Origin of the sequence: uncultured Chitinophaga sp., assembly GCF_902168175.1 — a bacterium.
Taxonomy (GTDB): Bacteria; Bacteroidota; Bacteroidia; order Chitinophagales; family Chitinophagaceae; genus Chitinophaga.
On record NZ_CABHOU010000072.1, the window covers coordinates 174,576 to 189,552 of the forward strand.

A 14,977-nucleotide genomic window follows, 5' to 3' on the forward strand; every position below is an offset into this window, starting at 1 on the left:
GCCTTACACCTTTACATACATCTTCCGCCTGTCCATCCAATACCCGATGAGCCATATCAGCAGCATATAGGCGATGGAATACAGTAACGACGCATCTTTATCACCCAACCAGCTGGTAAAGCCGTGCCTGTAGATAAGGCCGCCAACGGATGGACCGTTGATCCTTACCAGGTGTAACAGTACGATTACTACCCAGGCAATAATGTATATGAACAGCGGGTTTTTCCCGAATACTTCGAAGAAGTACGTCCATTTTTTTACCTGCAGGATGTCAATGGTCCATATCAATACACCTAACAATAAAAGGTCGAACCCGGTGGTATACACTACGTAGCTGCTGGTCCATAATGGTTTGTTGATGGGGAAACCGGTGTTCCACACCATTCCTGCTGCTACCAGTATAATACCGGCCGCAATAAGCCTAATGATTGTTCCGGGTTTGTTACCCCGCTCCTGCACAAATACGCCGGCAAAGTACCCTGCTACTACATTTACAATGGCAGGCAGTGTGCTGAGTAAGCCCAGCGGATCAAAAGGGAATTTGTAGTGTTTGTAGATGTTTTCGACAGGCAGGTACAGCCTGTCCAGGCGACCGATGGCATTGCCTTCAAGGGTATATGGCCCTGGGTCGGTGCCAAACTGGTAAAGCAGCCACCAGTACACAAATAGGATGGCGATGCTGATGATGATCACTGTTTTCGTAGTCGTGTAGCGAATCAGCAATGCGGCGGCGCAGTAGCATAGTGCTATGCGTTGTAGTACACCCCAAAGCCTTGTAGCGGTTAAATCTTTCAATACATAATGCCCGTCTTCATAACGCACAAACGGGAAGGCGTGCAACAGTACACCGATCAGGAAGATGATGAATGTACGTTTTAATACCTTCTTTAAAAAATCAGTATGAGAAAGCGTGGATAGCTTTCCCATACTGAAACTAAGGGCATTACCCACTACAAAAAGGAAAGTGGGGAACACCAGGTCGGTGAGTGTAAACCCGTGCCAGTCTGAGTGTTTAAATGGTGCATAGATCGCATTCCAGTTGCCTGGCGTATTAACGACTATCATAAGGGCGATGGTAAGGCCCCTTAATACGTCCAGCGCCAGGTATCGTGGTGTTAAAGGCTTCATTACGGTAATGGTGTGTACTTAAATTCGTGTATAATGATCTCGACAGATTTGCCGTCAGACGGCCCTTCGGGCTTAAACAGCCAGAGGTTCATGTGGATGGGCATGGACAGTGTGCTGATGGAAGTAGGCGTTGCCCATGATTTACTTTCGAACTGGTTGGTGTTCCCGTCCGTAAAACCATGCATGCTCTGGAAGTCGATAGTGGTGGGCGTGCGTTTAAAACGGTGCGTGCTGTACGTGCCGTTCATCGCGAAATCCTTTGCATAGGTGACGTTGGTAATACCTGTATCGCCGGTAGCGGGCCATACGGTATAGTTCAGGATAGGTGCATGCGGGTAACCCCAGCGGGAGAACTCAATGTCCATTTCATCGAAGCGGCTGTTGCCGGAATAATTGAACAGGCCCAGTACAATGTTTTTGTCCAGCGCATTTACCGGCCCTTCCAGTTTCCACTGGTACGTGCCATAGCCGAAATTGATGGTAGAACGTATTTCCGCCGCTTCCCAACGCCCGGTATCGTTACGTTTCTTCAGGCGCAGGTGCAGCCGGCCTTTGGCGTCTACCCACACATTATCGCCGCTCCACCAGTTGGCGTGCGGGCCTTGTTGGGCAGCAGGTGTTTTGACCACCCAGCTATAACCGGAAAACTGGATGATGGTTTGACCGGCGGCATTCACCACCTTGTTTGTAGAAACGGGCGGGTCCTGCTCTTTTGGTTCACAATTGTAAAAGCTGAAGGGCAATATGGCCGTCATCAGCACGACGAGGATGCTTTTCATGACAATTAGTTTGATGCTTACTGAAATCGTATACCGGCAAAATCTTCTTTACGGTGAAAGTCGGGTATGGGCGACTGTACCTTGTTCCAGGTAAGGAAATGAGGTGCGGGCATATCATCACCGCACTTGTAAAAGTTGCCCCTGGCATGGGCAGTATGAAAGCTGGTCAGGTTATGATAACAAAATACGGCAGCAGGTATTACCAGCGTAATATCCCAGGCGAACTGTGGCCGGCCGGCTGCACTGGTGGCCGTAATGCTGGTGGCAGTACTGATTTGCGCTGCAACAGCGGCGGGTAACGGCGCCCGTTTTTCACGGTTAAAGCCATAGCCGGTTTTATGCCAGCCAATACAATTAAACTCCAGGTTGTAATAGTTCTCATCGTCGCCAAGCGCTACGAAAAACTCCACACAACTGTCTTTATGTATATCACCATTGGCTGAAGCAGCGGCCAGCATGTAGTTTTCTTTGATGCGGAACTTCAGTAACAGGGCACTTCCGCAATGCGCAATGCTAAAACCGGCTTGTACACTATGTTCGTATTGTGGCCAGGGATTAACGTTCAGTGGCGTAACCAGCAATCCGTCCAATGCCGCTGCTGCTGTTGTGGGGCCCGGAATGTCCGGCAAACTGATAAAAGGAACTTCGAGTAACTGCATCCCTACGCTTTTTGAAGTTCCAGTAAACCCGCGCTCTGTTCATCGAGAAACAGGATGGCAGCAGGATGTGTGCGCAGTATGGTCGAAGGATACAACGTTTTCATACCGGCATGCACGGTGTCGTAAACAGCTTTTGCCTTTGCCGGACCAGGCACCATGCAGAAAACGTAACGTGCTTTCATCAATGTAGGGATGGTAAGCGTAAGCGCATGTGTAGGCACTTCCGACAACTGGGTAAAACATCCGTCGTTCACCTGCTGCTGGCGGCATACCTCATCCAGCTCCACTACTTTAATCACCTGCGGATCGGCAAAGTCGGCCACCGGCGGATCGTTGAAGGCAATGTGCCCGTTCTCCCCTATGCCCATACACACTATATCCGTAGGGTATTGCAGCAGCAGGTTTGCGTAAGCCTGGTTACTGCTGTCGTTGATGTAGTGTACTGACCTGAAAGGCAAAGCATCGAATAATCTTGTCTTCAGGAAGTTGCCAAAAGCCTGTGGTGCTTCCGACGACAGCCCAATATATTCATCCATATGAAAAGCATTGGTCCTGCTCCAGCCGATGTTGGCCTGCTGCTGTAAAGCCTCCAGGAATTCGTTTTGCGAGGGGGCTGCGGCGAATATGATGTTTACTTGTTTTTGTTTGTCCAGCAACGTACGAATGGTATTGGCAGCTGCTTCCGCTGCCGCATCACCCATCCGCCGGCGGTTCTCATATATCCTTACTTCCAGCTGTCCTGCTGTCATTGTTTGTATCATCTTAAATAACGTTTAAATAAAAGTGCTGTGCAGGCTTTCGTTCGACATGTACACGATGTTCCCGTTCACGATAGTGGTATCGATGTTGATGTTATCGTCGAATAACACCACGTCCGCATCCTTCCCCTTTACCAATGAGCCTTTCCTGTCCTGGATGCGCAGAATGGTGGCGGGTGTTTCACTGATCATGGTAACGGCATCGCGCAGCGGCACATCGGCCATTTCTATCATGTTACGCACCAGCCGGTCGGCCGTGGCTACGCTGCCTGCAAACGCACTACGGTCGGTGAGTTTGGCTACACCATCTTCTACCAGTACTTCCATGCCGTTTTTCAACCCACCTAATATGGAGCGGCCTTCGGGCATAGCGGCGGCGCGCATGGCGTCGGTAATTAATGCGGTATGTCCCGGCCCTTTGATCTTGTATACCAGCTTTAACAGTGGTGCGGGCAGGTGTACACCGTCTGCAATGATCTCCACGGTCATCCCATCTATCAGGTAAGCGGCTTCTATCACCCCTGCGTAACGGTAAGCGTTCCTGCGCGATACGCCTGACATGCAGGAGTAAAAGTGCGTGGCATGCGTGAAGCCTTTTTCGTAAGCCAGCAGTACTTCTTCATAAATAGCATCGGTATGCGCCAGTGCCGGCAGTATGTTCTGTTTAGTGAGATATTCGCCAAACTCCAGCGCCCCTTTCAGTTCCGGCGCTGCGCTCCATCGTTTTACGGATGACGAACGGGCGAGTATTTCTTGATACTCCTCCCGCTTCGGATCGCGGATATAGCGAGGGTCTTGCGCGCCCCGTTGTTTCATGGAAAAGTACGGGCCTTCGATGTGTAAACCGATAAACTGTGCGCCATGCGTATTGGCTTTGTGGGCTTTTTCGTAAACGTCCAGCGTATCGAGTAAATCCTGTTGTTCGCAGCTAAGCGTGGTAGGCATCATCGAAGTGGTGCCATAGGCGGCATGCGTGCGGGCAATGTGCAGGAAGGCTTCTTCGGTATTGTCCATAAAATCGTGGCCCCCGCCCCCATGTACGTGCATGTCGATAAAACCGGGTGCTATGTATTTGCCCTGTGCATCAATTTCCAGGGCGTCGTTCACTTCTATATTTTTATCGCTTACCTCCGCGATCCTGCCATCTGCAATGAGCAGGCAGCCGTCTTTGATCGTGCGTTGCGGGGTAAGTATAGTGCCGTTATAAATCTTCAGGTGTTTCATGCGTGGATCTTCGTTTTGCGTGTCCAGCTTCTCAGGCGGTAGGCGTAAAAAGCGTAAAATATAAGATAGGCGTAACAAGGCAGTAATATCCAGTAGGCTTCGCGCAGGCCGTGCCCGTCGGCCCAATAGCCGTATAGTAAGGGCATGATGGCGTTACCGCATAATCCCATGACGAGTAAGGAAGCGCCGGTTTTAATGAACCGTCCGAGGCCATCCAGGGCCAGCGGCCACACCCCTGCCCATATCATAGCGTTCGCAAAGCCTAACAGTACTACACACCATACGGAAATATCAGTGGTATGGCCCAGTATGGTTACCTCGCCGCGTAACACCAGCACCAGGCAGCTCAGTACAATACCAAGTACCGTGCAGATGCGTAACGCTGTGAGTTGTGAGATCAGTTTGGGAATGAAGGTGATGCCCAGCAGGTAACCTGTAATGGTAGCCGTTAAGGTGTACGACGGGAACACTTTCGCCTCCCCGAACGGCATGCCCATACTGGAAGCGTAGTTGATAATACTGTCTACCGCAATTACCTGCGAGCCTACATGAAAAAAGATAGCCACGGCGCCCAGCACCAGGTGTGGGAAACCCAGTACGCTCCCGCTGCTGCGGGCGGCCCCGTCTTCTGTATCTATTTCGGGCAGGGCCGAATATCTTACGAACAATCCAAGTGCAAACAGTAGTACGGCCACTACTGCGTACGGAGCGGCCACGCGCATCACCAGCTCGTCCAGCACCTGCGCCCTTACATCGGCGGCCATGTTGGGTATGTCGGCGAACAGCTGTTTGTCGGTGGGACGAATAATCACGGCGGCGAATAACAAGGGGGCAATGATACCGGCTGCTTTGTTGCAGATGCCCATTATAGAAAAACGCTGCGCCGCTCTTTCTTTATCGCCTAAAATGGTGATGTAGGGGTTAGCGGCTGTTTGTAAAATGGCCAGTCCCATACCGATGGTAAACAGTCCGGCCAGGAACAGCGGGTACGCACGCTGCATGGCTGCGGGTACAAATATCAATGCGCCTATACTCATGATCCAGAAGCCTACCATCATCCCCTTTTTAAAACCGATACGTTTTAACAGGTAGGCGGCAGGTAAGGACATGACTAAGTACGCAATATAGAAGGCAAAGGCTACGAGGTACGATTGAAAGTGATTGAGCTCACAGGCGATCTTGAAATACGGTATCAGTATGGCGTTGATCCATGTCACGAAACCAAATACGAAGAACAGTACCCCGATGATCATGATCGGGACAAGACTTTTTTTCTTTACTGCATTAATGGGCGGCAGGGCCTCAATTCTGTTGTTCATACGCTTATTGATGGTGGCCAAGCTTATTTACCAGTTGCCGCCAGCGTGCGTTCCTTAACGCATTTTCTGTGGCAATTTCTGAATCGTATAATAAAACGCCGTTGAGTTGAGCGAAACGTTTATCGAGCGCTGCGGGTTGCAACTGCTGCAGGGTGCGCAGCAATACAGGGGCTTGGGCTCTTGTATAACTTATATCGTTGAGCTGCGCTTCTACCTGTGTGCAGGTTAAATAAAATACCCGGATGTCGCTCATCAGCAGGTAATGTTCGAACATTGCTTTGTTCTTTACCGGCTGAATGCTGCGCAAGGTGGCAGCAGTTTGCCTGGCACTGTCCAGCAGGGCCGCAATGCTGATGCCTGCTTTGTTCACTTTGCCCTGCACCACTTCGTAGGGCGCACGTTTGATAGCGTTCCAGAATACGGCAGCTGTTTGCTCATCAAACCCGAACTGTGTTTTACAATAGCTGGCAATGAAACTTTGCACCGGCAAAGCCCCTTCTGTTTTAAGACTTTCAAAAAAAGCCTTCACCAGCAAATCGAAGCCACTGATCGGGTATACGCGCCTGATGGCGTACAGGTCTTCTATATCGGCATGTGTTTCGAACACCGGGGAGTAAATGCCTGAGGTAGACCAGGAGGTCATGATCATCCCCTTATATCCCAGTTTACGCGCCTGCGGAATGAAGGTGCGGATGTTGTTAAAATGTTTTTCCCAATCGGTTAAAAAGTAATTGTCCTGCGCACTCCTGATAGCAGGCGATCCCCATATTTCAAACCCGCTCTTCATCAGTTTTTCATGATCGCCGAAGCGGTCTAAGTCCCAGCCGTAGTTCCAGTCGATGAAGATGGTTTGCGGAGGAAGCCCCTGTAGAGCATCCGGGTATTTGAGGGCGATGTCTGCCCATATCACCGGTACTTTGCCCAGGCTCACCACGGTGTTGCAAAGCATTTTGATGTAATCGCCATACAGCCTGCCTTTGCCCACTTCGGCCACTTTCTTTTTTGATTCTTCCGAATGCCCGAGCAGGTATGTTTCATCGCCTCCAATGTGGATGTATTTCGAAGTGTGTGTCGTAATAAGATCTTTATACAGATCGGTAAACAGCGCTTTACACTGCTCTTCGCGAATAGGGTTTACCTGCGAGTAATCTTTCTGGTCTTCCCTTAAGTCTTTATAACGGGGATGCCGCAGGATGTACTCCACATGCCCAAAGCTTTGTTGCAAAGGAATTACATCGATGCCGAGGCTCGTACAGTATTTTACGAATGCAGTGATCTCTTCTCTTTTGTAGGCATAATGGTTAGAGATCACGGCATGTTTTTCATACGGGTACGCGGCCTCCCATTCCATCACGATGGTATTGATGCCGTGTTCACTTAGTTGTTTTGCAAACGTCATAAGGGCAGGCATTTTCATTACCTGTATACGCAGGTCGAGGTGAAAACCCTGTACGCGGAAGCCCGGCTGGGCCTGACTGCCAATTGCCAGCAAGCAAAGCAATACCGTAAAGAGGAAAGGGTTTTTATTTCGCACGTTCTTTCTTTTTCTTGTTTTTATCTGTAGCCAGCGATGTTTCGTAAATCACGTTCAGTAACGAGTTCGCGTCGGTGGTGTCGTGCAGCAGTTGCCATATCATCACACCGCCGCCCTGTTTCATGGCCAGTTCGGTTTTTTGTTTGATAGTGGTTTTACCGTTGTAAAACACCGTGCCGCCATTGTCCGGCAACGTCACTTCGTCCTTAATGTCCGCTCCCGGGAACTGGGTAATGATATCTTTGTAAGCCATGGTGCGGTAGTTCCTGTTGGTATCCGCAGCCGGACCAAAACCATAACCGTAAAAGGGCACACCTACTATCAGTTTGTGTTTGGCCACGCCCCTTTCATCCCGCCAGTAATCCAGATGGTCCTGCGCATAAGAGATGGGTGAATGTTGCGAAGGGTCGGTTAACTTCCAGGGGCCGGTTTTATCGTAGGCCATCAGGTTCACGAAGTCGAACTTTTCCAATGCTTTATCGGAGATGCGTTTCCTCGTGTAATAAGCCAGTGCGGCAGTCAGCAGCTTTTTACGGCTCTTCAGCGGACCACTGATCGCTACCACGAAGTTCTCATAATTCGAATCAATGTCATCCCCCTCAATATCTACATCAATGCCATCGAGGTTGTACTGATCTACGAAGGCGATGAAGTTAGTAGCCAGCTTAGTCCGGTAAGCATCACTGAGCAGTTTGGCGTAATAGGCGTGCCTGCTGCCGCCACCGCAGGAAAGTAATACTTTGATGTTGCGGGCATGGGCCATGCTTATTACCGTGTCCAATGCGGGCAGCGGACTAAAGTTCCCCGATGTATCGGGGTTAATGAACGCGATATTGAGATGGGTAATGCTGCCAAGCGGCACCTTCTGCATATCGGCCACCATGTTGTTGGAGCGGATATAACCTACTATTTTGAACTGAGCCTTTACTTCCTGCGCCATGAATGCCGAGGCAGCCATAAAGGCGAACATGATCTTTTTCATCCGTCTACTTTAAAGAATTATAAATAGCGCCCGTCAGTGAGTTCGCGCCTTTCACATCATAATCGCCTGCCCATACATAGGCCCCGAGAAAGCCATTTGCTTTAAGATACGCCGCTTTTTGCGTAACCAGCGGCACCCCGTTGAAATATACACCCTGCGCAATGGCTGCATATTCTTTGTCGAATGCAGCCGGCACCTGGGCCAGTATGTCCTTATAGGCCATGTAGTTGTAGGAGGTCCAGCTGAGGTTATTGCCATTGGCGTCCAGCGCGGTATAACGCAGGCCGAAAGCGGGGATGCCGATTACCAGTTTGGTAGCAGGATATTTCGCTTTCCAGAGGTTGGCGCCGGTTACGAAGTAGTCATAACCTGAGGGCTGACCTAAAGCCTTTCCCGGGCCTACATGCAACCCGTCTTCAAACGCATGTACGTTCAGCCAGCTGGCAGCAGAGAGGTCTGGGTAACGGTCGTGGTAAAGGTTCGTGGTAACAGTGAGGGTGATGATCGCATTTGCTTCCAGTGCGGCGCGCAGTTCGTTCAGGAACGGACCGGTAGCGGCGGCATTGGCATTGATGATAGCGGCGGTGGTATTGATGTCGGTCATCATAATATCAACCCCGTCCATCTTTTTAGCGGTAATGTAGTTTTTGATCGATTGTACCAGCGCAGCTCTCTTAGCCACGTCGGTAATCACTGCACCAAAGTTGTTGCTCGAACTAACGCTCCAGCCATCGCCGGATAAAGCGCCGCTGATGCCCAGTAAAACGGGAATACCTTTTACATGTGCGCGGCCGGTAAGTTCTTCTGCTTTGCGGTACGCCTCGCCCTTCGACACGTCCATCACGCCAGCGGCGGTAATGGTAGCCACTTTGTAAGCAAGGTGCGTGATGTTATCCCAGTTGGCGTATTTGTAGCTGGCCGTATCGTTCAGGTAAGCCATCACTACACTGGTACCGGCTTTCTTCTCGTAGGTATCGGGTATTACGAACACATCGCGGGTGCGACTGCTGGTTAAACCTTCATACATCACATCGAGTTTAATACGGTACTCGCCCCCGGTGGCGGCAGTAAAAGTGAAAGTGGTGTCGGTAGATACTTCGGTATCGTTCACCTTCCATGACACTTTAGCCTTTCCTGACGGTGAGAACTGCAGTCCGGCGAAGGTCATCGTTTGACCAATATTCAGGATGCGCACACTGTCCGGATGCTCCGGGAACAGTGACGTTTCGTTAAACACGCGAGGCGTAAATGCCCTGCCTTCGGCCTGCTCTTCCGCCTCGTCTTTTTCACAACCGACCAGCAACAGGCTTACAAAAGCGATGTATAGTAAATAGCTAAGTTTTTTCATCAGTATAAATTTGAACAGATGGATCAATAGGTTACGTTATTCTTTATCCCACCACACACGTTTCGTCCAGTCGTCTTCGCCAATTACAGCAATGGCCGCATTCACATGTTCTGCATTCTGTTCCTTCTCCGACAGCGGGTACTGGAACCTGCGGGGAATGGTTTTAGACGTTGATTCATTGTTCGGTGAGTTGGGCAGTTCCGGGTAACCGCTACGACGCCAGTTGGCAAACACTTCCGGCCCGTTCAGCATCAGTGTGATCCACAGTTGCTCGTTGATCTGTTTCAGTTCGGTGCCAGCGGTTAAAGGATTGGCGGTAAGGAAATTACCGATCTCTGTATCTGTAACCACCGGACCGTTGGGGAACAGGCTCAGTTGTTTCATGGCTGCTTCTACCCCTCTCCTGTAATGCGTGGCCGCATCTACGCCCAGTGTAATGTTCATCCTTACAGATGCATCTGCCAGTAACAATTCCAGTTCTGAATAAGTAAGATGCAGGAAGGGTGCATTGTTCCGCATAAAACAGTTGTTCAGTTCACATTTCAGGTCGCCGTTAACCGCGCTGTAATTGCTGCCATTGGCCAGTTTGATGATCACCGGTCCTACCCAGTCGTCGTACACATAACGGCCCGGTTTGGTGCCTGTAAGGCCCACTACGGTAGCCCGTACCTGTGCGGTAATGTCCTCACGCTCGAACGGTTTTAAAGGCGAGTTTTGTTTGTATACTCTTGGAATGTAGTTCAGTCGCGGATCGCTGGTATTCCTTAACTGGTCGATGAAGGTGGATACTACTTTTAAGGTAGCCGCCTGCTGGTTAATGGCGACAGATACGGAGTTGCCGCGCAGGTCAGAATATGTATTCTGGATATCGAGGTGTTTGGTCATGCAGATATCTGCATTGCTGGTCATTACCCCACCATCGGCATTAAACGCTTCTTCCACTTCTGTTTTCGCACGCTCCGGGTCTCTTTCAAATATGCGCATGGCAAGGCGGATACGTAGGGAGTTCGCGAACTTCTTCCAGGCGGTGATGTTGCCTTTGTAGAAGATCTCGTTCGGTACTTTGTCTTTCGTGGCATCCAGTTGTGCCGAAGCGGCTTTCAGCTCTTTCAGGAAGTCGTCGTAAATGGCCTGTTGCGTATCATACTCCGGCCTGGTAACCTGGGTGTAATAAGCTTTGCCTGCCTGGAAGTAAGGAATATCGCCATACAGGTCGGTGATGCGCGCAAAGGTGTACACCTTCATGATGCGGCACATCGCGTTCAGGTTGGTTTTTGTAGCTACGTTGTTGGTGCGCTCCACGGCGTCAACGATGTTCACTACATCGTTCTGGTAGCTGTTTTCCCACATCACCCAAAGCCTGGTGGCGTCTTTGATGTACATAGCGCCCACACGGGTATAATAGGCCCCTGCAAACTGCTGCATCATGGGCGTAAGTACGATCGCATTGGTACGTTCCTGGGTCGACAGATCTCCTGAAAACCACAGCTGTGCAAATATCAGCTGGTTCTGCGGATCGATGGAACTGGATTTGGTGGGATCGGTGTTCAAATCTCCGAATTTGCCACAGGCGGCGAATGTGAGTGCCAGCGAAGCCAGTATGATATATCTGAATGTAAGTTTCATGTTTACCGGTTTTTAAAGTGATTGACTACAAACGCACGTTCAGGTTAAGTCCCCAGCCCCTGCGCGATGGCAGTGAGCCGTATTCAAGTCCCTGGCCGTTACCATTGTTGTAGTTGGAGTCCGGGTCTACGTTCGGGATGTCTTTATAGATGATGAAAGGGTTCCTGGCAACCAGGCCTATGGAGGCGGATTTGATGCCCAGTTTCGTCAACGCTGGTTTAGGCAGTCTGTAAGAAAGCACGATCTCACGCACCTTTACATAGGTGGCTTTGTAGATGAACGGTACCGCAATGCCATTACCATCGCTGTAAAAACCTCCCCAGTAAGCAGAAGGATCTACGGCACGGGTGTTCTTTGTATAGATGGGTTTACCATCTGCATCGGTACCGGTTTGTACCACACCTTCGGGCACTATACCCCGCACCATGCCCATCGCCTGCCATTCGGCGAGGGTTTTACGGGCAGCGAGCCTGTCCTGCTCCGACTGTATCCACTCTTCACGACCGGGCAGTGTTTTTTTACTGCTGCCGCGGATCACGGAGAACATGTCTGTCATAGAAAAGATATCTGCGCCATACTTCACATCGAAGGAGGCATTCAGGCTAAAGTCTTTGTAGGTGAGGCGGTTCATTAAACCACCTGTCCAGTCGAACACACCTTTACCCAGCACACGGCGGTCGGTGGTAGGCAAGGGATTGAGCGATGTTGGATTCAGGATCACGTTCCCCTGCGGGTCACGCTGGTAGTCGTAACCCAGGATGGCGCCGTATTGTTGTCCGGGCATAGCGGCCACCAACAGGCCCAGCCAGCGAGCCTCTGATAAAGCAATAAACGGAACACCCGGTACCAGCGATTCTACTTCATTTACGTTACGCGCAAAGTTGGCGGTCACCTCCCAGTTAAAGTCCTTTTTCGCCACCGGCGTGCCAGACAGTAACAGCTCAAAACCTTTGTTGGTCACCATCCCTGCGTTAATGATCTGCCGTGTAAAGCCCGACGATATCGGTGCCGGAACAATATTGATCTGGTCTCTCGATTTGGAAGTATAGTAGGTAGCGTCGAAGTTGATACGGCCGTTAAAGAACTTCAGGTTTGCACCTGTTTCGAACGAGCGGGTACGGGTTGGTTTCAGATTGGTATTGGGTAATGTTTTTGTAGAAAGATTGGCTGGCTGTACCCCGTCAAACGTAAGCGGGTACAGACTGTAATATACATCCAGCATATACGGATCGGTATCGTTGCCTACTTCGGCCGCCGATGCTCTTAGTTTACCGAACGATAGCCAGTTAGGCAGCTTAAACGCATCGCTGAACACGAAGCTGGCCGACAACGACGGGTAGGTGTATACATTGTTGCTTTCGGGTAAAGTGGATGAAGCATCGGTACGCACGGTAGCATCCAGGTACAGGTAGTTTTTGTAACTGAAGGAGAACAAACCGTAAGCGGATCTTATCTCCCTGCGGATGTTGTTTTCTTCTATCGCTTTATCCTGGTAACTGTTGATGCTGATCACATCTGTTACGGTCATATTGGTATAAGTAGCGGTGGTGCCTTTTCTTCTTCGCTGGTTTAAACTGGTACCCAGTCTGCCGGTGAAGCCAAAGCTTGGCGTAAATTTCTTCGTAATGGTGGCCATTAACTCCGCCTGGTTGGTCGTGTACTTCTGGTCCATGGTATTCATCATACCAGACAATGCCAGTGGCGTAGTGCGCGGACTGTAACGGTCGTAATCCAGGAAAGTAATATCGGTAGATGCACGGCCGAGTATGCTCAGCCATTTGTTGATGGTATAGGTGGCATTAAACGCTCCGGTAAACCTGTCTTTTAACGTTACGTTGCTCATTTCATTCAGCACCCAGTAAGGGTTTAAGCGATACTGTCCCCCGCCCCATTCAACATATTCGCCGCTGGCTGTTTTATAAGTATCTGAAAACACCGACTGATCGATGTTATTCGCCAAACCGTTAAAGTTCTGTCCTACGTTAGTCGGCGCATCGCCAAGTCCGGCGCGGTTTTTAACTTTTTCATTGAGATACGATACACGAACATCCACATCCAGTTTAGTACCGAATTTAGAGCGTCCGCTAAATGTGAAGTTGTTACGGCGGATGTCGCTGTTGGGTACAATGTCCTTATAGCGCAGGTCCGATGCGGAGAAGCGGAAGTTTGATTTATCGGTAGAGCCGGTGAGTGACACCGTATTATTCAATGACGATCCAGTTCTGAAGAAGCTGCCGAAGTTATCTTTCGCCAGGGCATACGGGCGTTGTACACCGTCAAATCCGATGTATTTGATATTTGGATCAAGCCGCGGTCCGAAGTTCATGAACATGGTGTTTTGCGACTGTGCCTGGTCTAAGGGCAGTTGTCCCGAACGGCCTTGTCCGTACAGGTATTGGTTGCCATCCACTTTCGTGAGTTGTTTTTCGATGGTGCCCGTGCTGCTTAATTCCACACCCAGTTCTTTTGAACGTACGCCTCTTTTAGTGGTGATCAGTATTACGCCATTGGCTGCGCTGCTGCCGTATAAAGCTGCGGCAGACGGGCCTTTCAACACACTTATCTTATCAATATCGTCGGGGTTAATGGCGGAAATGGCATCGCCCATGTCTACACCGCCGTTGTCGGCCGCCGTGCCTCCTGCAAACTTGCCATTGCCCACCTGGCCATAGTTCGAGTTGTCCATCGGTATACCATCAATCACATACAAAGGCTGGTTGTTCCCCGTAATGCTGGTATTACCCCTGATGATCACCCTCGATGATCCCGCAGGGCCGCCCGCAGTGCTGTTGATGATCAATCCGGGCACCTTACCTGCCAGTGAATTGATTACGTTGGTTTCTTTCGCTTTATTAATATCGTCGCCGCTCACTTCTGTAAAAGCGTAACCCAGTTCCCGTTCTTCTCTCTTAATACCCAATGCCGTTACCACTACATCCTTCAGGTTCTCGGCCTTCATTTTAAGCGTGATGTTAATTGTACGCTGTTGTGTTCTGGCCACAAACGCATAACGTTCATACCCCATCATCTGTACAACAATACTATCGCCGTTATTAGCATGGATGGCGTAACCACCGTCTACATTGGTAACGGTTGACGCTTTTGTTTTTTGATTGTAAATACTGGCACTGGGAACCTTAGCGCCGTTTTCGTCAGTAACGATCCCCCTGATAGAAAAGGCTGGCTGGTTTTGCCGGGGAGCGGCTTTGGCATACAGTCCGGCGCCCGCCAGCAGCATCATACATAGGTAAAGGCGCCTGAATTGATAGATCGCGTTCATAACTGATAGTTTTTGGTTGTGGCCTGTTTCGAAATAATACACGGCAATGCTGTTTACCTCCCGGCATACACTCGTTTTCCTGGAAAGGAAGGCGATAAATATGACGTGGATGTTCAGCTGTTTCTGGTTGATAACCCGATCTCGTTTACGTACACGAGATACGGCAAAAAAATAGATTTTAAATGCAACTGTCTTAGGCGCTAATATGGAGTTTTACCTCTGCCCTGCTTTGATGATGATTGTTCCGTTAACGTACACGAAGGTTTCTCCAAAAAAGAGAAACTGCGTATTTTAGTTTCTCCGTTAACGTACACGAATATAAATATAAAAATGAGAAGTT

The 14,977-nt window shown here is 50.0% G+C and carries 11 protein-coding genes; all 11 read right to left on the minus strand.

Annotation, left to right across the window (positions count from 1 at the left end; translation table 11 throughout):
- Positions 1–3: 3 nt before the first annotated feature.
- From QZT80_RS15765 to QZT80_RS15815, 11 genes are read right to left on the minus strand one after another with little or no spacing between them, the layout of a single operon-like run.
- Positions 4–1,128 (minus strand): heparan-alpha-glucosaminide N-acetyltransferase domain-containing protein, encoded by a 1,125-nt coding sequence (locus QZT80_RS15765; protein ID WP_295123911.1) that lies wholly within the window; start codon positions 1,126–1,128, stop codon positions 4–6.
- Positions 1,128–1,907 (minus strand): glycoside hydrolase family 16 protein, encoded by a 780-nt coding sequence (locus QZT80_RS15770; protein WP_295123914.1) that lies wholly within the window; start codon positions 1,905–1,907, stop codon positions 1,128–1,130. The genes QZT80_RS15765 and QZT80_RS15770 overlap by 1 nt, the downstream gene beginning before the upstream one ends.
- Positions 1,908–1,924: 17 nt before the next feature.
- Positions 1,925–2,566, minus strand: a complete 642-nt coding sequence (locus QZT80_RS15775) for a carbohydrate-binding family 9-like protein (protein ID WP_295123917.1) — start codon at positions 2,564–2,566, stop codon at positions 1,925–1,927.
- A 2-nt stretch (positions 2,567–2,568) separates the two neighbouring features.
- A complete protein-coding gene (locus tag QZT80_RS15780) occupies positions 2,569–3,327 on the minus strand; it encodes a glucosamine-6-phosphate deaminase (protein WP_295123920.1) in 759 nt (252 codons plus the stop codon).
- Between the two features lie 12 nt (positions 3,328–3,339).
- Positions 3,340–4,548, minus strand: a complete 1,209-nt coding sequence (gene nagA, locus QZT80_RS15785) for an N-acetylglucosamine-6-phosphate deacetylase (protein WP_295123923.1) — start codon at positions 4,546–4,548, stop codon at positions 3,340–3,342.
- On the minus strand, positions 4,545–5,867 hold the full coding sequence (locus QZT80_RS15790; protein WP_295123925.1) for a sugar MFS transporter: 1,323 nt from the start codon (positions 5,865–5,867) through the stop codon (positions 4,545–4,547). The genes nagA and QZT80_RS15790 overlap by 4 nt, the downstream gene beginning before the upstream one ends.
- Positions 5,868–5,871: 4 nt before the next feature.
- Entirely contained in the window at positions 5,872–7,401 is a 1,530-nt protein-coding gene (locus QZT80_RS15795) for a beta-N-acetylhexosaminidase (protein WP_295123928.1), read from the minus strand.
- On the minus strand, positions 7,391–8,383 hold the full coding sequence (locus QZT80_RS15800) for a glycosyl hydrolase family 18 protein (protein ID WP_295123931.1): 993 nt from the start codon (positions 8,381–8,383) through the stop codon (positions 7,391–7,393). The genes QZT80_RS15795 and QZT80_RS15800 overlap by 11 nt, the downstream gene beginning before the upstream one ends.
- Positions 8,384–8,387: 4 nt before the next feature.
- Complete coding sequence (locus QZT80_RS15805; RefSeq protein WP_295123934.1) at positions 8,388–9,731, minus strand: glycosyl hydrolase family 18 protein; 1,344 nt, start codon at positions 9,729–9,731, stop codon at positions 8,388–8,390.
- A 36-nt stretch (positions 9,732–9,767) separates the two neighbouring features.
- Positions 9,768–11,357, minus strand: a complete 1,590-nt coding sequence (locus QZT80_RS15810) for a SusD/RagB family nutrient-binding outer membrane lipoprotein (protein ID WP_295123936.1) — start codon at positions 11,355–11,357, stop codon at positions 9,768–9,770.
- 25 nt (positions 11,358–11,382) lie between these two features.
- Positions 11,383–14,637, minus strand: a complete 3,255-nt coding sequence (locus QZT80_RS15815) for a SusC/RagA family TonB-linked outer membrane protein (RefSeq protein WP_295123939.1) — start codon at positions 14,635–14,637, stop codon at positions 11,383–11,385.
- Between the last annotated feature and the right edge of the window lie 340 nt (positions 14,638–14,977).

Excerpts from the sequence above, each read along its gene's own strand:
- QZT80_RS15805 (WP_295123934.1), bottom strand. The coding sequence starts at position 9,731 with ATGAAAAAACTTAGCTATTTACTATACATCGCTTTTGTAAGCCTGTTG.
- QZT80_RS15800 (WP_295123931.1), bottom strand. The coding sequence starts at position 8,383 with ATGAAAAAGATCATGTTCGCCTTTATGGCTGCCTCGGCATTCATGGCG.
- QZT80_RS15810 (WP_295123936.1), bottom strand. The coding sequence starts at position 11,357 with ATGAAACTTACATTCAGATATATCATACTGGCTTCGCTGGCACTCACA.
- QZT80_RS15770 (WP_295123914.1), bottom strand. The coding sequence starts at position 1,907 with ATGAAAAGCATCCTCGTCGTGCTGATGACGGCCATATTGCCCTTCAGC.
- QZT80_RS15765 (WP_295123911.1), bottom strand. The coding sequence starts at position 1,128 with ATGAAGCCTTTAACACCACGATACCTGGCGCTGGACGTATTAAGGGGC.
- QZT80_RS15775 (WP_295123917.1), bottom strand. The coding sequence starts at position 2,566 with ATGCAGTTACTCGAAGTTCCTTTTATCAGTTTGCCGGACATTCCGGGC.
- QZT80_RS15790 (WP_295123925.1), bottom strand. The coding sequence starts at position 5,867 with ATGAACAACAGAATTGAGGCCCTGCCGCCCATTAATGCAGTAAAGAAA.
- QZT80_RS15780 (WP_295123920.1), bottom strand. The coding sequence starts at position 3,327 with ATGATACAAACAATGACAGCAGGACAGCTGGAAGTAAGGATATATGAG.
- nagA (WP_295123923.1), bottom strand. The coding sequence starts at position 4,548 with ATGAAACACCTGAAGATTTATAACGGCACTATACTTACCCCGCAACGC.
- QZT80_RS15815 (WP_295123939.1), bottom strand. The coding sequence starts at position 14,637 with ATGAACGCGATCTATCAATTCAGGCGCCTTTACCTATGTATGATGCTG.